Annotated in this window: 24 protein-coding genes; 16 read left to right on the plus strand and 8 right to left on the minus strand. The window is 69.9% G+C overall.

Translation table 11 applies throughout. The annotated features are described in order from the left end of the window. Positions 1 to 6 precede the first annotated feature (6 nt). Positions 7 to 555: a type 1 glutamine amidotransferase domain-containing protein gene (locus ACRSBM_RS42415; RefSeq protein ID WP_434452487.1), complete on the plus strand. Its 549-nt coding sequence runs from the start codon at positions 7 to 9 to the stop codon at positions 553 to 555. Positions 556 to 583: 28 nt separating this feature from the next. On the opposite strand, the gene ACRSBM_RS42420 is transcribed toward ACRSBM_RS42415, so the two are convergent. Next, complete coding sequence (locus ACRSBM_RS42420; RefSeq protein WP_434452488.1) at positions 584 to 1342, minus strand: MerR family transcriptional regulator; 759 nt, start codon at positions 1340 to 1342, stop codon at positions 584 to 586. A gap of 176 nt (positions 1343 to 1518) precedes the next feature. Here ACRSBM_RS42420 and ACRSBM_RS42425 point away from each other — a divergent pair, with 176 nt between their 5' ends. Beyond that, entirely contained in the window at positions 1519 to 2070 is a 552-nt protein-coding gene (locus tag ACRSBM_RS42425) for a YbaK/EbsC family protein (protein ID WP_434452490.1), read from the plus strand. Here the strand turns inward: ACRSBM_RS42425 and ACRSBM_RS42430 are convergent. Beyond that, positions 2047 to 3114 (minus strand): LOG family protein, encoded by a 1068-nt coding sequence (locus ACRSBM_RS42430; protein ID WP_434452492.1) that lies wholly within the window; start codon positions 3112 to 3114, stop codon positions 2047 to 2049. The genes ACRSBM_RS42425 and ACRSBM_RS42430 overlap by 24 nt on opposite strands. Before the next feature lie 55 nt (positions 3115 to 3169). Between ACRSBM_RS42430 and ACRSBM_RS42435 the strand changes: the two genes are divergently transcribed. The 3 genes from ACRSBM_RS42435 to ACRSBM_RS42445 are packed head-to-tail and all read left to right on the plus strand — an operon-like array spanning position 3170 to position 4207. Then, entirely contained in the window at positions 3170 to 3325 is a 156-nt protein-coding gene (locus ACRSBM_RS42435) for a hypothetical protein (RefSeq protein WP_434452493.1), read from the plus strand. Positions 3326 to 3380: 55 nt separating this feature from the next. Then, positions 3381 to 3806 (plus strand): hypothetical protein, encoded by a 426-nt coding sequence (locus ACRSBM_RS42440; RefSeq protein ID WP_434452495.1) that lies wholly within the window; start codon positions 3381 to 3383, stop codon positions 3804 to 3806. After that, the gene (locus tag ACRSBM_RS42445) at positions 3803 to 4207 is read left to right on the plus strand and encodes a hypothetical protein (RefSeq protein WP_434452496.1); all 405 of its coding nucleotides are present in this window, start codon (positions 3803 to 3805) and stop codon (positions 4205 to 4207) included. Before ACRSBM_RS42440 ends, ACRSBM_RS42445 begins: the two co-directional genes overlap by 4 nt. 68 nt (positions 4208 to 4275) lie before the next feature. Here the strand turns inward: ACRSBM_RS42445 and ACRSBM_RS42450 are convergent, their stop codons facing one another. From ACRSBM_RS42450 to ACRSBM_RS42470, 5 genes are read right to left on the minus strand one after another with little or no spacing between them, the layout of a single operon-like run. Next, positions 4276 to 5022 (minus strand): hypothetical protein, encoded by a 747-nt coding sequence (locus ACRSBM_RS42450; RefSeq protein WP_434452498.1) that lies wholly within the window; start codon positions 5020 to 5022, stop codon positions 4276 to 4278. A gap of 28 nt (positions 5023 to 5050) precedes the next feature. Beyond that, positions 5051 to 5902 carry a formyltetrahydrofolate deformylase gene (purU, locus tag ACRSBM_RS42455; RefSeq protein WP_434452500.1) on the minus strand — a complete coding sequence of 284 codons (852 nt, stop codon included), beginning with the start codon at positions 5900 to 5902 and terminating at the stop codon, positions 5051 to 5053. 37 nt (positions 5903 to 5939) lie between these two features. After that, positions 5940 to 6665 carry a maleylpyruvate isomerase family mycothiol-dependent enzyme gene (locus ACRSBM_RS42460; protein ID WP_434452502.1) on the minus strand — a complete coding sequence of 242 codons (726 nt, stop codon included), beginning with the start codon at positions 6663 to 6665 and terminating at the stop codon, positions 5940 to 5942. 9 nt (positions 6666 to 6674) lie between these two features. Next, positions 6675 to 7481, minus strand: coding sequence for a class I SAM-dependent methyltransferase (locus ACRSBM_RS42465; protein ID WP_434452504.1), 807 nt, complete (start codon positions 7479 to 7481; stop codon positions 6675 to 6677). After that, on the minus strand, positions 7460 to 7948 hold the full coding sequence (locus ACRSBM_RS42470; protein WP_434452505.1) for a DUF2505 domain-containing protein: 489 nt from the start codon (positions 7946 to 7948) through the stop codon (positions 7460 to 7462). Before ACRSBM_RS42470 ends, ACRSBM_RS42465 begins: the two co-directional genes overlap by 22 nt. Here ACRSBM_RS42470 and ACRSBM_RS42475 point away from each other — a divergent pair. Together ACRSBM_RS42475 and ACRSBM_RS42480 are read left to right on the plus strand one after the other, a co-directional pair. Then, on the plus strand, positions 7947 to 9047 hold the full coding sequence (locus ACRSBM_RS42475) for a UDP-N-acetylmuramate dehydrogenase (protein WP_434452507.1): 1101 nt from the start codon (positions 7947 to 7949) through the stop codon (positions 9045 to 9047). The two genes, ACRSBM_RS42470 and ACRSBM_RS42475, sit on opposite strands and share 2 nt — an antisense overlap. Before the next feature lie 76 nt (positions 9048 to 9123). Then, positions 9124 to 10137, plus strand: a complete 1014-nt coding sequence (locus tag ACRSBM_RS42480) for a hypothetical protein (protein ID WP_434452508.1) — start codon at positions 9124 to 9126, stop codon at positions 10135 to 10137. Here ACRSBM_RS42480 and ACRSBM_RS42485 read toward each other — a convergent pair. Then, positions 10091 to 10822, minus strand: coding sequence for an SDR family oxidoreductase (locus ACRSBM_RS42485; protein WP_434452510.1), 732 nt, complete (start codon positions 10820 to 10822; stop codon positions 10091 to 10093). The genes ACRSBM_RS42480 and ACRSBM_RS42485 overlap by 47 nt on opposite strands. A 92-nt stretch (positions 10823 to 10914) precedes the next feature. Between ACRSBM_RS42485 and ACRSBM_RS42490 the strand changes: the two genes are divergently transcribed. The 9 genes from ACRSBM_RS42490 to ACRSBM_RS42530 all read left to right on the plus strand — a co-directional run bounded on the left by ACRSBM_RS42490 (position 10915) and on the right by ACRSBM_RS42530 (position 20503). Then, complete coding sequence (locus tag ACRSBM_RS42490; protein WP_434452512.1) at positions 10915 to 12054, plus strand: L,D-transpeptidase; 1140 nt, start codon at positions 10915 to 10917, stop codon at positions 12052 to 12054. Positions 12055 to 12102: 48 nt separating this feature from the next. Then, entirely contained in the window at positions 12103 to 12867 is a 765-nt protein-coding gene (locus tag ACRSBM_RS42495) for an alpha/beta fold hydrolase (RefSeq protein ID WP_434452515.1), read from the plus strand. Beyond that, positions 12864 to 14111, plus strand: a complete 1248-nt coding sequence (gene mshA / locus ACRSBM_RS42500; RefSeq protein WP_434452517.1) for a D-inositol-3-phosphate glycosyltransferase — start codon at positions 12864 to 12866, stop codon at positions 14109 to 14111. Before ACRSBM_RS42495 ends, mshA begins: the two co-directional genes overlap by 4 nt. Beyond that, positions 14108 to 14587 carry a YbjN domain-containing protein gene (locus tag ACRSBM_RS42505; RefSeq protein ID WP_434452519.1) on the plus strand — a complete coding sequence of 160 codons (480 nt, stop codon included), beginning with the start codon at positions 14108 to 14110 and terminating at the stop codon, positions 14585 to 14587. The genes mshA and ACRSBM_RS42505 overlap by 4 nt, the downstream gene beginning before the upstream one ends. 60 nt (positions 14588 to 14647) lie before the next feature. Beyond that, positions 14648 to 15493 carry a DUF4349 domain-containing protein gene (locus ACRSBM_RS42510; RefSeq protein WP_434452521.1) on the plus strand — a complete coding sequence of 282 codons (846 nt, stop codon included), beginning with the start codon at positions 14648 to 14650 and terminating at the stop codon, positions 15491 to 15493. Positions 15494 to 15892: 399 nt separating this feature from the next. After that, complete coding sequence (locus ACRSBM_RS42515; RefSeq protein WP_434452523.1) at positions 15893 to 17458, plus strand: 4-coumarate--CoA ligase family protein; 1566 nt, start codon at positions 15893 to 15895, stop codon at positions 17456 to 17458. A 212-nt stretch (positions 17459 to 17670) separates the two neighbouring features. Next, the gene (locus ACRSBM_RS42520; RefSeq protein WP_434452525.1) at positions 17671 to 18417 is read left to right on the plus strand and encodes a phosphoglyceromutase; all 747 of its coding nucleotides are present in this window, start codon (positions 17671 to 17673) and stop codon (positions 18415 to 18417) included. Between the two features lie 236 nt (positions 18418 to 18653). Next, on the plus strand, positions 18654 to 19826 hold the full coding sequence (locus ACRSBM_RS42525) for a sensor histidine kinase (RefSeq protein ID WP_434452526.1): 1173 nt from the start codon (positions 18654 to 18656) through the stop codon (positions 19824 to 19826). Beyond that, positions 19823 to 20503 (plus strand): response regulator transcription factor, encoded by a 681-nt coding sequence (locus ACRSBM_RS42530; RefSeq protein ID WP_109629061.1) that lies wholly within the window; start codon positions 19823 to 19825, stop codon positions 20501 to 20503. Before ACRSBM_RS42525 ends, ACRSBM_RS42530 begins: the two co-directional genes overlap by 4 nt. Positions 20504 to 20513 lie beyond the last annotated feature (10 nt).

Below are 20513 nucleotides of genomic sequence, written 5' to 3' on the forward strand. Positions count from 1 at the left end.
AAGTGCATGGCTGAACAGAAGAAGATCGCATTCATGGTCGACACGGAGGGCATCGAGCAGGTCGAGCTCACCGACCCGTGGGCGCACGTCGAGAAGGCCGGCGGGATGCCGCGCCTGCTCGCGCCGAAGCTCGGTGAGGTCCGCGGGTTCAACCACCTCACGCCCGCCGACTCGTTCCCCGTCGACACGACCTTCGCCGACGCGAGCGCGGACGACTACGACGGCGCCGTGATTCCCGGTGGCGTGGCGAACGCGGACTTCCTGCGCATGGACGCCGACGCCGTCGCGCTGGTGAAGGCCTTGGTCGCGGCGGGCAAGCCGATCGCGTCGATCTGCCACGGACCGTGGTTGCTGGTCGAGGCCGACGTCGTGCGGGGCAAGATGCTGACCTCGTTCCCGAGCCTGCGGACCGACATCCGCAACGCGGGCGGTGACTGGGCGGACCAGGAGGTCCGGGTGTGCGACATGAACGGGTGGAAGCTCGTGACGTCCCGTAACCCCGACGACCTGCCGGCGTTCAACCGGGAGGCCCTGAAGGCCTTCGAGCTGGGGTGATGCGGGATCTGCAGCTCCCGCACCGGTCCTAGAGGCGCGTCTCGGCGTAGTGGGCCATGGCGTCACGGGTCCACTCGGCCATGTTGCCGCCGCCGTCGACCTCGAAGTTGGCCCGGAACTCGTCCGAGTCGACGTAGAGGTCACCGAGGCCCTTGTACGACTCCTGGTTCGGCGTCCAGCTCAGGCAGATCCAGTGGTAGTGGCGGTCGATCAGCTCCTGCGTTTCCGGAGCGTCGATCGCCTTACCGGCCGTGAACAGCCCACCGAGCTTCTGGGCGATGTCCCGCCATTCGGCCATGAACTGGTCCGCGTCGGCACGCGTCCACGTCTTCAGCTTCTTCCTGCTCTCGGCGAGGTGCTCCTTGATGCCCTCGCCGTAGCGTTCGACGAGCTCGGCCTCGTGCCGCTCCTGCTTCTGCGCGTCGAAGCCGTCGAACAGCTCTTCCATCTTCATCTCGTCCCCACCTTCCAGTTCCTGGATAGTTCGCGCGACGGTGTTGGCGAGCCGGTCCAGCCGTTGCTTCTCGTCCTGCAGCCACCGGTGGTGGTTGCGCAGGACCGTCAGCTGGTCCGAGCCGTTCAACATCTCCGCCACCACGTCGAGGCCCAGGCCCAGCTCGCGCAGCAGCAGGATCTGCTGCAGGCGGTGCACCTGTTCCTTCTCGTAGTAGCGGTAACCGTTGTCGCCGACCCAGGCCGGCGGCAGCAGCCCGATCGAGTCGTAGTGCCGCAGCGTCCTGGACGTCACCTTCGACATCCGGGCCACCTGGGCGATCGACCAGGCCATCTCGGTTCCCCCTTCGCGCTCACCAACGACGGTAAAGGTTGACGCAGCGTCAATGTCAACGCGACTTTGTGGGAAACGCGGGGGCCCCGCGTTTCCCACTGGGGCACGCGGGGCCCCCGCGTGCCATCCGAACGGGGCGGGACGGGTGGCGTTGGTCGTGGAGTGACAATGGGGGCGTGTGGACTATCGCTGGATCGTTGAAACCCGTGCCCGTGTTGTCTCGCCTCGACCTCGTGCCCGAACCGGTCGCGGCGGCGCTGAAGACGCTGGACGGCGCCGACCGCGTCGCGGTGGCGGAGATCGACCCCACGCTCGCCGACACCGCCGAGTTCTGCGCGCACTACGGCTCGCCCCTCGAAGCCTCCGCGAACTGCGTGGTCGTCGCGGGCAAGCGCGGCGGCGAGATCCGTTACGCGGCCTGCATGGTGCTGGCGACCATGCGCGCGGACGTGAACGGCGTCGTCCGCAGGCGGCTCGACGCGCGCAAGGCGTCGTTCGCGCCGATGGACGAGGCCGTCGCGCTGACCGGCATGGAGTACGGCGGCATCACGCCCGTCGGCGTGCCCGCGGACTGGCCGATCCTCGTCTCGCCCGAGGTGGCCGCCGCCCCGGAACTGGTCGTGGGCAGCGGCATCCGCGGCAGCAAGATCCTCATCCCGGGTGACGTGCTGATGAAGCTCGCCGGTGCCGAGGTCCTCCCAGATCTAGCCCGTGTACTTGAGCAGTAGCTCGATCGCCTCGTCCACGTCGTCGGTGACGAGGATCCACTGCTCCGCCTTCCGGCCCGCCGCGAGCTTGCGCACCAGCGGCGCGGCCGGGACCTCGTCGGTCCAGAAGTCCTTGCCCAGGAAGATCATGGGCGCGGCCGGGCCGACGCTGCCGTAGTAGTTCTGCGTGAAGTCCTGGAAGACCTCCTGGACCGTGCCCGCCTTGCCCGGCGTGTAGACGATGCCGCCGGTCGCGACGGTCAGCAGGCCTTCCTCGCGCACCGAGTTCGCGAAGTACTTGGCGTGCACCTCGCAGGCCGGGTTGGGCGGCTCGTGGCCGTAGAACCAGGTCGGGATGCCGATCGTGCGCGGCGTCTCGAAGCTGGGGATCTCCGGGAACACGGCCAGCCACCGGCCGATCGACTCGTCGTCGTGGCCGAAGCCCGGGACCTGCGCGATCGCGTCGAGCACGTCGGAGTTCGCCTCGCCGAGCCGGACGCCCAGCGGTACGGCCTCCATCGCGCCCGGCCCGCCGCCGGTCAGCACGGTGAAACCGGCCCTGCCCAGCGCGGCGCCGAGCTCGACGGCGTTGCGGTAGCCGGCCGAGCCACGGGCCAGCGCGTGGCCGCCCATGACCGCGACCGGCGAGCCCGTCAGCGCCTCGTCGAGGGCCTCGGTGATCGAGTGGTCGTGCAGGCGCTCGGCCAGCGCGTGCAACGCGTCCGGGTGGTGACCCTGCTGTCTGCTGTGCCGGTAGATCTCGGCGTCCGGGGTGTCCGCGTACGACTTCGGGTTCGCTGGGTCGAAGCCCGCGAACAGCTCCCGCGGCGTGTAGAGCGACGAGCGGTAGACGTCGTAGGGCAGGTCGGGGATCACCGGGAAGATCAACGCGCCCGCGGCCTCCGCCCGGCGCTGCATGGTCTCGCTGAGGGTGCAGCCGAGCAGCATCGCGCCGTCCAGTGGCACCCGCACGTCCTCGCGAGTGAGGTCCAGCCCGATGATGACGGCTTTGCGCAGGTCAGGGGCTGCCCGCAGCTGGTCGAGGTCGGTGATTTCGATCCGCACGCGGAAAAGCCTATGCCCCAGGCGAACCGGCGGGCCGCGCAATCCGAATGTGGTGGTGGGAACTGAGGTTCGCTCGCCATTTCGACGAGCGGCCGCGGGCCGCGCTGCCCGTGTCATCGCCTCCGGCCGTGGCCTGATGCTCGGCGTCGAACTGCCGGACGGGCGGTCCGTCGACGCCGGGTGGCTGCTCGACGCGGCGGCCGGAATCTGAGTCCGCCTGACACGCACGGCCGGGCCCCTGACAAGATCCCGGTGTGGGGTCCGCCGTGTTCAGACTGCTTCCGCTGCTCGTGCTGCTGGCCGGCTGCGGCCTGCTCGAGGGCTTCGACCCGCAGCTCAACGCCATCGGCAAGCAGGTCGTGGCCGACTGGGAGCAACGCCAGGAGGTCGCCGCCGCGCAGTTCGAGTACACCCACGGCCTCGACGCGGACGACCGGCTGATCCTGCAGGTGATGGTGAAGGCCGACGCGATCTCCGACGACGTCGTCGACGAACTCGTGCAGATCGCCCGCCGCGGCTGCTGGCGGGGCACCTGGAAGGACTGCCCGGCCCGCTACGTCATCTACTCGACCGACGACCCGCCGTACGCGGACGAGCGCGACTCCGGCAAGCCGGTGCGCGAGGGCGACGTCGACCTGGGCCCCGAGCTCGAGCACCGCTTCGGCCCCCGTCCGACGAGGCCGGGCGGATGAGGCGCCTCCTGCTCGTCGCGCTCGCCCTGCTGCTCGCCGGGTGCGGGACCTCGGACTCCACCGTCGAGGACCTGGCCGACCGCATCACCGCCGACCTCAACGCCGAGGACGGCGTCTCCGACGTGGTCGTCGAGCACAGGTCGGACGTCGACTACCGGCAACGCATCATCGTCACCGCGACCGTCCGCGACGAGGCCACCGCCGACCGGGCGCTCGAGATCGTGAAGCGCGACTACTGGACCGGCACGGGCCGCGACGTCGACTTCACCGCGCGCTTCGCCGAGGCCTCCGGTGCCGAGCTGCTGAAGTCCAATGTCGAGTTCGAGCTCGGCGACGTGGTGGAGATGGAGCGCAAGTACGGGCCGCGTTCGGAAGCGGGCGAACTCGACCCAGGTCGCTAGGGCCGGTATCGAAGTCCATGTTCGCGATAGCTGGGCGACTCTCATCGAACGGGACTTCGATACCGGCCCTAGTCCTGCGGTGCCCACACGAGGACGTCCAGTTGGAGCAGGTCACCCGAGTCGACGCTGGCGAGCCGCACGCGGGCGAACGAGTTGCTGTTGGTCTTCACGCAGAAGACGGCGTCGGGAACGACTTCCTCGTATTTCGCGTAACGCTTGTAGCCCGCCCTGATGCAGTCCTCGACGGTCGCGTCCGCCTTGGCCGGCGCGAGGTCCGCGGCCGCCCAGAGGTACGAACCGTCGTACTTCAGGTCGTGCCTGGCCGCGTCCGGTGACCCCGTTCGCGCCGAACCCCAGTTCAGCTCCGCCGAGTCGAGGTCCACCCCGTAGCCCTGCGTGAGCTGGACCGGCTTATCCTCGCTCTTCCGCTTGACGCCGCCGGTCTGCTGCGACGTCGTGGGCGGAGTCGTCGTGGCCTGCGTGGTAGTGACAGGGCTGCCCGTGGTGGTGACGGGGCTGGACGTGGTCGCACCCGAGGCCTGGCCGGGCACGTCCGTCAGGGCACGGGTGGTGACGACGGTGACCGCCGCCGTGCCCGCGATGATCCCGACGAGCGCCAGCAGGACCACCCTGTCCACCGGCTTGCCGATCTTCGCGACGACCAGGCCCGCGCCGATCAGCAGTGCCACGACGCCGATCACCAGCGCCGCCGTCGACGCCGATCCGGACAGCACGGTCACGACCGCCGAGACGTCGGCGACCAGGCTGACGGGCAGCAGCCAGTGCCACCCGCGGTTGTTCTCGTTCTCCGTCAACGCGTCTCTCCCCCGAGACCTTGAAGCGCTAGAAGATCACCGTCTGGTTGCCGTGCACCAGCACGCGGTCCTCCAGGTGCCACCGCAGCCCGCGCGCCAGCACGACCTTCTCGATGTCACGGCCCTTGCGCACCATGTCCGCCACCGAGTCGCCGTGGTGCACGCGCAGCACGTCCTGCTCGATGATCGGCCCGGCGTCGAGGTCGGCGGTGACGTAGTGGCACGTGGCGCCGACCAGCTTCACGCCGCGGCGATGTGCCTGGTGGTACGGGCGCGCGCCGATGAACGACGGCAGGAAGCTGTGGTGGATGTTGATCGCGCGGCCGGACCAGGCCGCGCACAGCTCCGGCGGCAGGATCTGCATGAAGCGGGCCAGCACCACGGCGTGCGGGTCGTGCTTCTCCACGAGCAGCCGCAGCTGGGCGAACGCCGCCTGCTTGCCCTCCGGGTCGTTCACCGGGAACGGCACGTGGTGGAACGGGATGCCGTGGGCGCGCGTGATGTCACCGAGCTCCGGGTGGTTGCCGACGACGGCGGACACCTCGACGTCGAGCTCGCCGGTCGCGACGCGGGCCAGCAGGTCGTAGAGGCAGTGGCCCTCGCGGGACACCAGGATGACCACGCGCTTGCGGGAGCCCGTGTCCGTCACCGTCCACGTCGACTGCGCGCCCAGCGAGGCCGCCACCTCGGCGAAGCGGGTGCGCAGCTCGTCCGCGCCGAACGGCAGCGAGTCCGCGCGGACCTCCTGGCGGGTGAAGAACCAGCCCGTCTCCGGGTCGGTGTGGTACGCGGCCTCGACGATCCAGCCGCCGTTGTCCGCGAGGAACGACGAGATCCTCGCGATGATGCCGGTGCGGTCCGGGCAGCCGAAGGTGATCACATAGCGACGTTCAGGCGATGACACGCCGCAGAAGTATTCACGCCCTGGGCAGCGCCGCCAACAGCGACTCGTCGCCGGACACGATCGCGTGACCCGGGCGGCTCCACAGCGCGCGGTAGACCGCGTCCGCGGTGCCGGCGAGGGTGGCGTCGGCGTCGACGGCGGAGTCGAGCACGCCCGTCACGACCAGTGGCTCGCCGGGTGCGAGCCAGACCTCCCACGTGCGGCCCGCGTCGGCGGCGTGCACCAGCAGCTTGCCCGTCGCCTCGATGACCTTGCCCCGCTCCAGCTGGCGGGGCGCCATCACGGTGAGGAACTCGTCGACGCCGTCGGCGGCGAACTCCGAGTCGAACAGCAGCGTCGGCGGTTCGTGCCCGGTCGCGAGCTCGGCGTCGAGGCGGTGGATCGACGTCTCGTGGGCCTGCCTGCGTGCCCAGAAGCCGGCGCGCCGCGGACCCTGGAACGTCCAGGAAGGACTGTCCGGCGACGTCTCGCGCAGCCGTGCGACGAGGAGGGACGTCCCGGTGTCCCACCAGGCCAGTGCCTCGTCCCAGTCCTGGGGCGCCTGCGGCCACGCGGGCCGGCCGTCGTCGGGTGCGGTGACGACGGCCTCGGCCGCCCAGGTGTGCACCTCGGCCATGTGCCGCACCAGGTCCAGCACCGTCCACTTAGGACAGGTCGGGATCGGGGCGTCCGGGCCTGCCAGCAGAGCGGCCGAACGCAACAACGATGCCTGGGTCTCGACTTGAGCGACGAAGTCCACGGACCCACCCTAAGGCGCGACGGCCGCCCATTCGAGCGTGATTTCGCCCAGCCGCCAGCGCCGCCGGTCGTCGAGCAACGGCCAGCCGCGCTCGCGCAGCAACCGCGCCGACTCCACCCACCGCGCCCGAGGCCCGAACGGCGCGAACGGCGCCGCGGTGGCCCAGCACGCGTCCAGCTCGGTCAGCAACGCGTGCACGCGCTCACCCGGCACGTTCTTGTGGATCAACGCCTTCGGCAGCCGCTCGGCCAGGTCCGACGGCACCTCGATCCCGGACGGCTTGCACGCCAGCGTGAACGTCTGCGGCCCGGCCGCGGACAGCGTCACCCACGTGCACCGGCGGCCGATCTCGTCACAGGTGCCCTCGACGACCAGCCCGCCGGGAGCCATCCGCGACAGCATCGTGTCCCACGCCTCGAACGCCTGCTCCTCGGTGTACTGGCGCAGCACGTTGAACGCGCGCAACAACGCCGGCCGCGCACCGGCGAGCTCGAAGCCGCCGCGCCGGAAGTCCAGCCACGGCGGGTCGGCCACCGCCTTGCCCGCCTCGACCCGGTCGGCGTCGATCTCCAGCCCGAGCACGCGCACGTCCGGACGGACGACCCGCAGCCTGGAGGCCATCTCCACGGTCGTGATCGGCGTCGCGCCGTAACCGAGGTCGACCACCAGCGGATCGGTGGAGTCCAGCAGGAACGAGCGCAGCGTCCCGGTCATCCACCGGTCGACCCGGCGCAGGCGGTTCGGGTTGGTGGTGCCGCGCGTCGGCAGGCCGAGCGCACGGGCCCGCCCGGCCGCTAGCCGCGGTTTGCGAGCCATTCCGACGTGAACTCGCTCTCCTTGTCGAGCAGCACGGCGACCTGCTCGGCGATCAGCTTCTCCAGCTTGCCGCCCAGCAGCGGGATGCTCACCTTGACCTCGCCGGTGAGGGTGGTCCTGGAGCCGGAGCCGTTGCCCAGCACGGTGAACGAGCCCTCGAGCCGGCCGGGCACGCCGCCGACCGCCACCTCGACCGTGCCGGCGCCGGCGGCCCAGGTCTCCGTGCGCTGGATCACCAGGTCGCCACCGAGTGCCGCCTTGACCGCCGACGGCAGGTGCTCGGCGGGAACACCCTGCTTGAGCTGGTACGACGTGCGTTCCTCTGTCGAGTCGAACGACACGAGCTCGGCGTTCGTACCGCCGATCGCGGCCAGCCTGTCCCGCAGATAGGTCTCGTCGACCATCGCGCCGAAGACCTTCTCCGCCGAATGGGGTGACGTGGTGTGGTGCTCGATGCGGCGTGCCATGTCGCGGAGGCTACCGTTGACGTCTGTGACCACCACGCAGTCCGTACCTCTGGCCGAGCGCACCACGCTCCGACTCGGTGGGCCGGCCGCGCGGTTCGTCCACGCCACGACCGCCGCTGAGCTGGTCGAAGCCGTGCGAACAGCCGACGCCGCCGCCGACGAGAAGGTCCTCGTGCTCGGTGGCGGCTCGAACCTCGTGATCTCCGACGGCGGCTTCGACGGCACCGTCGTGCACGTCGCCACCAAGGGTTTCCGGCTCGACCCGCTGGGCGGCGGCATCGTCCAGTTCACCGTCGAGGCGGGCGAGGAGTGGGACGCGGTCGTCGCCGAGGCGGTCGCGCAGGGCCTCGGCGGTCTCGAATGCCTCTCCGGCATCCCCGGCCTCAACGGTGCCACGCCCGTGCAGAACGTCGGCGCGTACGGCGTCGAGATCTCCCAGGTGCTGCAGTCGGTGGATCTTCTCGACCGGCGCAGCGGCAAGGTGCACCAGGTGCCCGCCGCCAAGCTGGGCCTCGACTACCGCACCAGCGTGCTCAAGGGCACGGACAGCGCGGTCGTGCTGCGCACCCGGTTCTCGCTCACCGCCGGTGGGATGTCGGCACCGATCCGCTACGGAGAGCTGGCGCGCGTTCTCGGTGTGGCGCAAGGTGATCGGGTTCCGGCGGACGCGGCCCGCAAGGCCGTGCTGGAACTGCGCCGCGGCAAGGGCATGGTGCTCGACCCCGCCGACCACGACACGTGGAGCGCGGGCTCGTTCTTCACCAACCCGATCATCGACGACTCGACCTTCAGCGGCGTGCTGATCCGCATCGCCGAACGCCTCGGCGCCGACGTCGACGTGCCGAGCTACCCCGCGGGCCACGGCCACAGGAAGCTCTCCGCCGCGTGGCTGATCGAGCGGGCCGGGTTCCGCAAGGGCCACCAGGGTCCGGGCGGCCGGGTGTCGTTGTCCGGCAAGCACACGCTGGCCCTGACCAACCGCGGCGGCGCCTCGACCGAGGACCTGCTCGACCTGGCGCGAGAGGTGCGCGACGGCGTGCGGGCGGCGTTCGGCGTGGAGCTGCACCCGGAACCGGTCTTCGTGGGCGTGCAGCTGTAGGTCTGTTCGAGTGACTCTATGTGACCAGCCGCTACCGGGAGTGTTTCATTGAGGTAGGGGTGAAACGGAGGTCGCCATGAGCTACCTCGACGACAACGCGCGCGAGGTCATCAGGCCGGTCAAACGCATGGTCGAGGACGAGTTCCTGACCCGGCCGGGCGTGATCGGCGTCGACATCGGGGAGAAGGTCACCGGCGGACGCCCGACGGGCCGGGCCGCGATCGTGGTCTACGTGTGCGCCAAGGGACCCGAGCAGCCGCGGCAGATCCCGGCCGAGGTCGGCGGTGTGCCGACGGACGTGGTCGCCGAGTCGATCGTGCTGCACCGGGCCAGGATCTCCCGCGACGCGGCCGAGCAACCCGTTGTGGCCGAACGGCATCCGGTGTTGCGCGGTGGCATCGGCATCGGGCCGGCACGGTCGTTCCGGGTCGTGCCGCCGGAGGTGCGGAAGGCCGGCGAGTACGTGATCGCCGGCACGCTCGGCGCGTTCGCGGTGACCAGGGACGCCGAGCGAAAAGTGTTGGGGCTCACCGCTTTCCACGTCGGCTGCGTCGACGACTCGTGGTCGGTGGGCGACGAGTTCGTGCATCCGTCCAGAGTGGACGGTGGCGTGCCCTGCGTGGACCAGGTGGCGGTGCTGGACCGCGCGGCACTCGCCGGCGCCGTGTCGGCGGCGGGCCTGCGGATGGGCGCGCGGCCGTTCCGCGCGGAGGTGCTCGACGTCGGCGCGATCACCGGCAGCGCGCGGGCGGTCGTCGGCTCGACCGTCCGCAAACGCGGCCGCACCACCGAGCTCACCTACGGCGTGATCACCTCGACGGACGCGACCGTCCGGCTCGACTTCGGCGACGGGATCGGCGTCCGGACGTTGCGCGACCAGATCCGCGTGTACTCGTCGGAACGCTTCGGCGACCACGGCGACAGCGGCGCGGTGCTGGTCGACGCCGACAACCGGGTCGTGGGCCTGTACGTCGCCGGCTCGGCGTCGACGGGATACGCGAACCCCGTCGACGCCGTGCTGCGTCAGCTCGACGTGGAACTGCTCACTCCCGGTGTGCCCGAGTCGCGGAGGCCTGCGCCCGCGGCTTGAGCACGATCGTGTCCAGGTTCACGTGCGAGGGCCGGGTGACGGCGAACGAGATCACGTCCGCCACGTCGTCGGCCGTCAGTGGCGTGAGGCCCTCGTAGACCTTGGCCGCGCGCTCGGTGTCACCACCGAACCGGTTCGCCGAGAAGTCCGTCTCGACCATGCCCGGCTGGATCTCGGTGACCCGCACCGGCTGACCCAGCAGCTCGCCCCTCAGCGTGCGGTGCAGCGCCGACTGGGCGTGCTTGGCGCTCGTGTAGCCCGAGCCGTTGTCGTAGGCCTCGTACGCCGCGATGGACGTCACAGAGACGATGTGCCCGTCCCCGGACGCGACCAGCTTCGGGATGAACGCCTTGGTCACCAGCAGGGTGCCGAGGACGTTCGCCTCCCACATCCAGCGCCACTCCTCGGGGCTGCCCTCGGCGACGGTCGAGAGCCCGCGCGCGCCACCCGCGTTGTTCACGAGCACCCGCGCCTCGGGTACCCGGTCGGCGAAGGCGGTGACGGAGGCCTCGTCGGTGACGTCCAACTCGATGGCCGTTCCGTCGATTTCCTTCGCGATAACGTGGAGAAGGTCCAGACGACGTGCGCCGAGCACGACGTGGAAGCCCTCGGCGGCCAGCCGCCGCGCGGTGGCCTCGCCGATGCCCGCGCTAGCTCCGGTCACAACTGCGACAGGTCGATTCACGACCTCGATCGTAGGCGGCCGAAGGGTGTGTGACCGACATCACTCGCACCACCCGGTCGTGTCGGACGTCCTGATGGTGGGAGGTCGAAACCGTGAAGAGAACACTTGCCGCGCTGGTCGTCGGGCTGACGCTGCTGACCGGATGCTCGAGTGTCGAGACGGGAAGCCCCAAGGCGGACAGTTCGCTGCCGTCCGCGAAGGTGACCCTGTCGCCGATCGACGGAACCAAGGACGTGCAGGTCACGGCCCCGGTCCAGGTCACGGTGGTGGACGGCAAGATCGAGTCCGTCGCCGTGAAGTCGCCCGAGGGCAAGGAGATCAAGGGCACCCTTACCGAGGACAGGTCGGGCTGGACGACCGCCGAGCCCCTGGGCTACGGCAAAACCTACAGCTTCTCCGGCAAGGTCGTCGGAACCGACGGCAAGCCGGTCGAGCTCAAGGGTTCGTTCACCACCGTCGCGCCCGGCTCGCAGACCCGCGCGACGCTCTGGCCCGGCGACAACATGACTGTCGGCGTCGCGGCGCCGATCATGGTCAAGTTCGAGGCGCCGGTCCAGGACAAGGCGACCGTCGAGAAGGCCCTCAAGGTCACCAACTCGGCGAACGTCCAGGGCTCGTGGGCCTGGCTCAGCGCCCAGGAAGTGCACTACCGGCCGGAGAAGTACTGGCCGGCGAACACCACGATCAAGGTCGAGGCGAAGCTCTACGGCGTGAACTACGGCGGCGGCGCGTTCGGCAAGGCCGACGTGACGAGCGACTTCACCATCGGCCGCAACCAGGTCGTGAAGATCGACAACCCGACGCACCAGCTCGTGGTCCTGCGCGACGGCCAGCAGGTCGCCTCGTACCCGGCCTCCTTCGGCAAGGACGCCGACCCCGAGCTGACGACGCCGAACGGCACGTTCGTGGTCATGTCGAAGCACGACACCTGGTCGTTCGACAACCCGCGCTACGGCTACACCAACGTCGTGAAGAAGTGGGCCGTCCGGTTCTCCAACCACGGCGAGTTCATCCACGAGAACAACGACAACGCGGGCAACATCGGCAAGAACAACACCTCGCACGGCTGCGCGAACCTGCTGGAAGCCGACGCGAAGGCGTACTACGACTCGGCGCTCGTCGGTGACCCGGTCGAGGTGACCGGTTCCATCACGACGCTGCCGGCGCAGTTCGACTGGTACGACTGGCAGCTCTCCTGGCAGCAGTGGAAGGCCAAGTCCGCCATCCAGTAGCCAGCCCGTCCGGGAACGCGGCCCCCGACCAGGTCGTTCGTAACGTGTGTGCAACTGACACACGTGACGGCGGCCGGCGGGGGACGACTGGCCGTCCGTGAGGCAGGTCCGCCCGGCGCGCCACCTGTCGTCCTCATCCACGGCTGGGCGCAGACGGGCGCTGTCTGGGACCTCCCCGACTTCCACACCTACGCCGTCGACCTGCGCGGACACGGCGAGTCGGACGATTTCGGCGACTACCGCGACTCCGCCCACTGGGCCGCGGACCTCAGGGCCGTGCTCGACCACACCGGCCCCGCGACCGTCGCCGGGTGGTCCTACGGCGGCCTCGTGATCGCCGACTATCTGCGCTTCCACGGCACCGAGCTGATCGACGCGCTGGTGTTCGTGAGCGCCATCACCGAGATCGGCCGCGGCCGCCCCGGCGGCGCCACCGGCCCCGTGATGCGGGCCGCACTGCCCGGCGCGATCACCGACGACGCCGTGCTGGCGGAGTTCTGCCAGGCCATGGCCCCCGCGCTACCCGCTGCGACGGTCAGCGAACTCACAGCCGCCGCCACCTCCGTGAGCCATAAAGTGCGAGGGGAGCTGTTCCGCAGGGATGTGGGCAGCGCCGGCGTGTTGAAGGCCGTAGACGTGCCGACCCTGGTCGTGCACGGAACTCAAGACGAGGTGGTCGTTCCCGCGGCCGCCGAGTACTCCGCCGCCCTGATCCCCGGAGCCGAGTTGAGCCTGTACCCCGACACCGCGCACGCGCCCTTCCTGGAGCAGCCCGCGCGGTTCGCCGCCGACCTGGCGCGGGTGGTCCGATGAAGCGCGTAGCGGTGCTCTCGGTCCACACCTCGCCCCTGGAGCAGCCCGGCACGGGCGACGCGGGCGGGATGAACGTCTACATCGTGCAGACGGCCACCCGGATGGCTCAGCGCGGTGTCGAGGTGGAGATCTTCACGCGCGCGACGTCGTCGGAGCTGCCGCCGGTGGCCGAACTGGCGCCGGGCGTGCGCGTCCGGCACGTCGCCGCCGGACCGTTCGAGGGGCTGGGCAAGGAGGAGCTGCCCGGCCAGCTCTGCGCGTTCACGGCGGGTGTCCTGCGCGCCGAGGCACGGCACGAACCGGGCTACTACGACGCGATCCACTCGCACTACTGGCTGTCCGGCCAGGTCGGCTGGCTCGCGCGCGAACGGTGGGGCGTGCCACTCGTGCACACCGCGCACACGCTGGCCAAGGTGAAGAACCTGGCGCTGGCCGAGGGCGACGCCCCCGAGCCGCGGATGCGCGTGATTGGCGAGGAGCAGGTCGTCGCCGAGTCGGACCGGCTGGTGGCCAACACCGACATCGAGGCCGGCGAACTGATCAAGCTCTACGACGCCGACGCGTCCAAGGTCGCCGTCGTGCCGCCCGGTGTGGACCTCGACCGGTTCACGCCCGGTGACCAGCGCAAAGCCCGTGAGCGGTTCGGCATCGCGCAGGACGCGGTCGTGCTCGCGTTCGTCGGCCGCATCCAGCCGTTGAAGGCTCCCGACGTGCTGCTGCGCGCCGCCGCGGAGATGCTCGTGCGCGATCCCGGCCTGCGGTCGCGGCTGGTCGTGCTGATCGTCGGCGGGCCGTCCGGCAGCGGCACCGAACGGCCGAAGGCACTGGAGGAACTGGCCGTGCGGCTCGGGATCGCGGACGTGGTGCGCTTCCTGCCGCCGCAGCCGGGGCCGTCGCTCGCGGAGGTCTACCGGGCAGCGGACCTGGTCGCCGTGCCGAGCCACAACGAGTCGTTCGGGCTGGTGGCGCTGGAGGCCCAGGCGTGCGGGACGCCGGTGGTCGCGGCGGCGGTCGGCGGGCTGCCGGTCGCGGTCAACGACGGGATGTCCGGTGTGCTGGTCCACGGGCACGAGCCCGGTGAGTGGGCCGCGGCGATCAGCGGGGTGGCGCTGCCGCAGCGGGAGCACCTGGCGAGCAACGCCGTGGGCCATGCGCGACGCTTCTCGTGGGACCGCACGACTGATGCCCTGCTCACGGGGTACCAAGAGGCGGCAGAGGTGTTCCGCCGGGAGGTTTTCGCTTGAGCGTCGACAGTGTCATCAAGGCTTTCTTGGACGAACGAGAGCTGAAGTACGACCGTCGCGAGGAGGGCAAGTTCTTCGTGACGCTGCCGGGCACCAAGAAGCTGCAGACCAACGTGTGGCTGGTCGAGACGACGCACGCGCTGCTGGTCGAGGCGTTCGTGTGCCGACGGCCGGACCAGTCGTTCGAGGACGTCTACCGGTTCCTGCTGCGTCGCAACGCACGGCTGTACGGCGTGCACTACACGATCGACGCCGAGGGTGACATCTACCTGGTCGGACGGGTCGGCAAGCACGCTGTGACGGCGGACGAGCTGGACCGCGTGCTGGGCCAGGTGCTGGAGGCGGCGGACGGCGACTTCAACCCGTTGCTCGAGATCGGGTTCGCCGACGCGATCCGCCGCGAGTGGGCGTGGCGGGTGTCCCGCGGGGAGTCGCTGGCGAACCTGCAGGCGTTCCAACATCTCGTTTCGGACTAGCCGGCAACTCGTTTCGGCCTACGCGGCAACCACTGGTCCGTCCCGTGCCGTCCGACTGGCATGGGCAGACCAGTGCTGTTGGTGGGAGTCGCGTTGCTGGCCCTGGCTTCGGCCGGGTGCGGAAGCGGTACGAGCGGTGGGGGGACGTCGGCGAGGGATGCCGCCGCACCTCCGCAGGCGGCGCAGAACGTGGCGCCGCAGCAGGAGAAGGCCCCGGCCGCCGTGCAGTCGGTGCAGCAGCAGGAACGGCAGTTGGTGCGCACGGCGACCGTCGACCTGCGCAGCGACGACGTGCTGAAGGCGATCGGCCAGGTGAAGGACCGGGCGCAGGCCGTCGGTGGGTTCGCCGGCGAGGAGAACTCGACCAGGAAGAACGGGTCCGTGACCGTGCGGGTGCCGTCCGCGGAGCTGGACAAGGTCGTGCGGGACCTCGCGAGCGTCGGTGAGGTGACACGCAGCGAGGTGCGCAGCGAGGACGTCACTGACCAGCTGGTCGACGTCGAGGCGCGGATCGCGACGCAGAGGGCCAGCGTCGACCGGCTGCGCGTGCTGTTCGACCGGGCCGGGTCGACGTCCGAGATCGCGCAGGTCGAGGCCGAGCTGACCAAGCGGCAGGCCGACCTGGAGTCGATGCAGCGGCGCAGCGAGTCGTTGAAGGGCAAGGTGGCTCTCGCCACGCTCACGGTGCAGGTCAGCACCGTTCCGATCGTGGTCGAGCAGGAGAAGGTCGGGTTCCTCGGTGCGCTGGCCGGCGGCTGGGACGCGCTGGTCGCCGTCCTGAGCGTGATCATGATCGGCATCGGCGCCACGCTGCCGTTCCTGGTGGCGCTCGGGGTGCCGGCGGCGGCGGTGGTCTACGTGCTGCGGCGACGCAGGCGCGTCACTCGAATGAACGAAGCAGCATGATCAAGTTCTACTGAGAGTGTGCCTTTGATGATGCGCGGAACGGCTCGGGAGAGAGGGGGAGTCGCATCGAGCCGTCCCGCGTCAAAGGTCCCCGCTGCAGTGGATCCGTGGACGGGGGGAGCCTGCGGATCCCAAGCGGGCCACGCGATTCGACGGGGGATGACGAACCGCGCACGGTGCCTCGCGCTCGTCGAGTAAGCGTGGGAGCCGACTCGCGGAGGCGGTATCAACTTCCCAGATACGTCCTTGCGATCACAAGTGCTTGTATTGCTCCATTCGAGTGTATTTAGCCGAGCAAAGTAACGTCTCTGTAGCGATCGACGGTCCTTGACCAGCTCAGTGGGCTGGATCACGATGACCCCACAGGCTGGGTGTACAGCGAGTGAATGAGGTCGCCGCATGGTCTTTCGCAGTCCGTATCCCGATGTCGAGATCCCTGACGTGTCGCTGCATCAGCTGTTGTTCGGAGACATCGCCGACCGGGCGGACCGGGTCGCGCTGATCGACGGCATGTCCGGCGCGACGCTCACCTACGGCCAGCTGGCCGGGGCGATCGACCGCATGGCCGCGGCGCTGGCCGCGCGCGGCATCGGCAAGGGCGACGTGGTCGGCATCCTCAGTCCGAACACGCCCTACTACGCCGTCGTCTTCCACGGCATCCTGCGCGCGGGGGCCACGGCGACCACGATCAACGCGCTCTACACGCCCGACGAGGTCGCGCACCAGCTGCACGACGCGGGCGCGAAGATGCTGTTCACGGTGTCCGTGCTGCTGCCCAACGCCGCTCCCGGTGCCGCGAAGGCCGGCGTCACCGACGTCGTGGTCCTGGACGGCGCCGAGGGCTACCCGTCGTTGCCGGAGCTGCTCGCGAACTCGCACCCGGTGCCCGAGGTGGAGATCAACCCGGCCGAGGACGTCGCGGTGCTGCCGTACTCGTCCGGTACGACCGCGCTGCCCAAGGGCGTGATGCTGACGCACCGCAACCTGGTCGCGAACATCGTGCAGTGCGGCCCGATCCTGGACGACGTCGGCCCGCACACCCGAATCCTCGCCGTGCTGCCGTTCTTCCACATCTACGGCATGCAGGTGCTGATGAACAACGGCCTGTACATCGGCGGTGTCGTCGTGACGCTGCCGAAGTTCGAGCTGCCCGAGTTCCTGCGGGTCATCGCCGAGCACAAGACCGACCGCGTCTACATCGCCCCACCGGTCGCCGTCGCACTGGCCAAGCACCCGATCGTCGACAACTACGACCTCTCCCCGATGAAGACCCTCTTCTCCGGCGCCGCGCCGCTGGACGAGGACCTGGCCGCCGCGGTGCGCAAGCGCATCGGCTGCCGCGTCGTCCAGGGCTACGGCATGACGGAGATGTCACCGGTCAGCCACGCCATCCCGGACGGCCGCGACGACATCTCGGTCGGCACCGTCGGCGTGATCATCCCGAACCTGGAGTGCCGCCTGGTCGACCCCGCCACCGGTGAGGACGTCGGCGCGGGTGAGCGCGGCGAGCTGCTGTGCCGCGGCCCGAACGTCATGAAGGGCTACCTCAACAACCCCGACGCCACCGCCGCCACCCTCGACGACGAGGGCTGGCTGCACACCGGCGACGTGGCCGTGATCGACGCCGACGGCATCGTCTCGATCGTCGACCGCGTGAAGGAACTGATCAAGTACAAGGGCTACCAGGTCCCGCCGGCCGAGCTCGAAGCCGTGCTGCTCACGCACGACGAGATCGCCGACGCGGCGGTCATCGGCGTGCAAGACGCCGACGGCGAGGAGGTTCCGAAGGCGTTCGTCGTGCGGCAGGCGGGGTCGGAGATCGACGGTGAGGCCGTGATGGCGTTCGTGGCGGCGAACGTGGCTCCGCACAAGAAGGTGCGCGCGGTGGAGTTCATCGAGGCGATTCCGAAGTCGGCCGCGGGCAAGATCCTGCGCAAGGACCTCAGGGCCCGCGAGCAGGCCTGATCAGTGGGCGCGGCGGCGCCCGGTGGGCCGCCGCGCCGCATTTCCGCTTCAGCCGGAATCTCGTCGCGTGACGCGCCGGAATCGGGGCGAGCAACGGCCGTCGGCCGCGATGGCCCGGACGGGCGGGAGATCCTCGTGCAGGTGTCCCATGGCGTGGATCACGGTGACCTGCCGGGGTACGGCAGGACGACGGACATGGCAGGCTAGCTGCCATGTCTGTCGGAACCTTGGTGCTGCTCCGCCACGGCGAGAGCACGTGGAACGCGGAGAACCTGTTCACCGGCTGGGTGGACGTTCCCCTGTCGGAGAAGGGCGAGAAGGAGGCCCGCCGCGGTGGGGTGCTCCTCAAAGAGGCCGGCGTGCTGCCGGAGATCCTGCACACGAGCCTGATGCGCCGGGCGATCATGACCGCGAACCTGGCGCTCGACGCCGCCGACCGGCACTGGATCCCGGTCAAGCGGGACTGGCGCCTCAACGAGCGCCACTACGGCGCGTTGCAGGGCAAGAACAAGAAGCAGACGCTCGAGGAGTTCGGCGAGGAGCAGTTCATGCTCTGGCGCCGCTCCTACGACACGCCGCCGCCGCCCATCGAGCCCGGCAGCGAGTTCAGCCAGGACACCGACCCGCGCTACGCGGACCTCGGGCCCGACCTGCCGCTGACCGAGTGCCTGCTCGACGTCGTGAAGCGCATGCTCCCGTACTGGGACGAGGCGATCGTGCCGGACCTGCGCACCGGCAAGACGGTCCTCGTGGCCGCGCACGGCAACTCGCTGCGCGCGCTCGTGAAGCACCTCGACGGCATCTCGGACGAGGCCATCGCGGGGCTGAACATCCCGACCGGCATCCCGCTGCGCTACGACCTCGACGAGGACCTGAAGCCGATCAAGCCGGGCGGCGAGTATCTCGACCCGGAGGCCGCCAAGGACGCCATCGCCGCGGTCGCCAACCAGGGCCGGTAAGAGGATTGAAAAGGGCGTACCCGCGCGTCGGGTGCGCCCTTTTCTCGTCGCGAGTCCGACCGGCTTCCCGACGAACTCGCCGCCGGCCGCGAAGCAGTGGCCACCCCTCTCCATCACGGTTGGGTGAACGGCGCCTGACCAGGGACGGAACAACCGTCCATTGAGGTGTCACGGGTGTCACGGTTCACGCTTCCGCACTAGGCCAAGACACCTCGAAGCTGCTTACCATTCGCCTCGTGACCACAACGGGTTACCTCGCTGTGTCGATCGGCGTCGCGCTCATCGGCGTGATCGCCGCTTTCTTCGTTGGCAGGTTCACCGCACCGAAACACGCCCGCAAGCCGGACGGCCTGACGGTCGCCGACCTGATCCAGCAGATCGTGCACGACTCCCACGACGGCATCGTGGTGCTGAACCACTTCGGCGACGTCGTGCTGCACAACCCCCGCGCCGAAGAGCTCGGGATCGTCCGCAACAACCGCGTCGACGACCGGGCCCGCAAGGCCGCCGAGGGCGTCCGGAACAGCAACGAGGTCGTGTACGTCGACCTCTCGCCGTTGGACGGCTACCGGACCGGTCGGCAGCCGGAGGCCGTGCACGCCGAGGTCCGGCTGCTCATCGAGAACTTCATCGTCGTGGACGCGACCGACGAGTCCGAGGCCGTGCGGCTGGAGAAGACCCGGCGCGACTTCGTGGCGAACGTCAGCCACGAGCTGAAGACGCCCGTCGGCGCGTTGGCGCTGCTGGCGGAGGCCGTGCTGGACGCGAGCGACGACCAGGACGAGGTCCGCCGCTTCAGCGCGAAGATCATGCAGGAGGCCACCCGCCTCGGCACGCTCGTCACCGAGCTCATCGCGCTGTCGCGCCTGCAGGGCGCCGAGAAGCTGCCGGAGCTCAGCGACACCGAGGTCGACGTCGTGATCAACGAGGCGCTGTCGCGGTCCAAGCTCGCCGCCGAGTCGGTCAACATCTCGATCACCACCGACGAACCGAGCGGGTTCGTCGTGCCGGGTGACCGGGCGTTGCTGGTCACGGCGCTGACGAACCTGCTGGACAACGCCGTCGCGTACTCGCCGCCCGGCAGCCCCGTCTCCGTCAGCCGCAGGCTGGTGGACGGGCACGTCGAGATCGCGGTGACCGACCGCGGCATCGGCATCGCCGAGGACCAGCAGATCAGGGTCTTCGAGCGGTTCTACCGCGTCGACAAGGCTCGGTCGCGCGCCACCGGGGGCACCGGCCTCGGGCTCGCGATCGTCAAGCACGTCGCCGCCAACCACGGCGGCGAGGTGAAGCTGTGGAGCCTGCCAGGAACGGGGTCCACCTTCACGCTGCGGATCCCCGCCGCGGCGGCCGAACCCAACCCGGCGCTGGTCCCCACCGCCGCGGGTGACACTGGAGGAGAGCTGTGACCAGGGTGCTCATCGTGGAGGACGAGGAGTCCTTCGCCGATCCGCTCGCCTTCCTGCTGCGCAAGGAGGGGTTCACCGCGGCCCTCGCCGCCACCGGCCAGGAGGCGCTCGAGGAGTTCGACCGCAACGGCGCCGACATCGTGCTGCTCGACCTCATGCTGCCCGGCATGAGCGGCACCGACGTGTGCAAGCAGCTCCGGCAGCGCTCGGCGGTCCCCGTGATCATGGTGACCGCGCGCGACAGCGAGATCGACAAGGTCGTCGGCCTGGAACTGGGCGCGGACGACTACGTCACCAAGCCGTACTCGGCGCGGGAGCTCATCGCCCGCATCCGCGCGGTGCTGCGCCGCGGCGGCGAGTCCGAGGATCTGCTGCCGCAGATCCTGGAGGCCGGTCCGGTGCGGATGGACGTGGAACGCCACGTCGTCACCGTCAGTGGCCAGGACATCAGCCTGCCGCTCAAGGAGTTCGACCTCCTGGAGTACCTGCTGCGCAACGTCGGCCGCGTCCTCACCAGGGGCCAGCTGATCGACCGCGTGTGGGGAGCCGACTACGTGGGCGACACGAAGACGCTGGACGTGCACGTCAAGCGGCTCCGGTCGAAGATCGAACCGGACCCGTCGGCACCGCGGCACCTGGTGACCGTGAGGGGTCTGGGTTACAAGTTCGAGTCCTGACGGACACGAC

This window comes from Lentzea xerophila, from assembly GCF_051094245.1.
Lineage (GTDB): Bacteria > Actinomycetota > Actinomycetes > Mycobacteriales > Pseudonocardiaceae > Lentzea > Lentzea xerophila.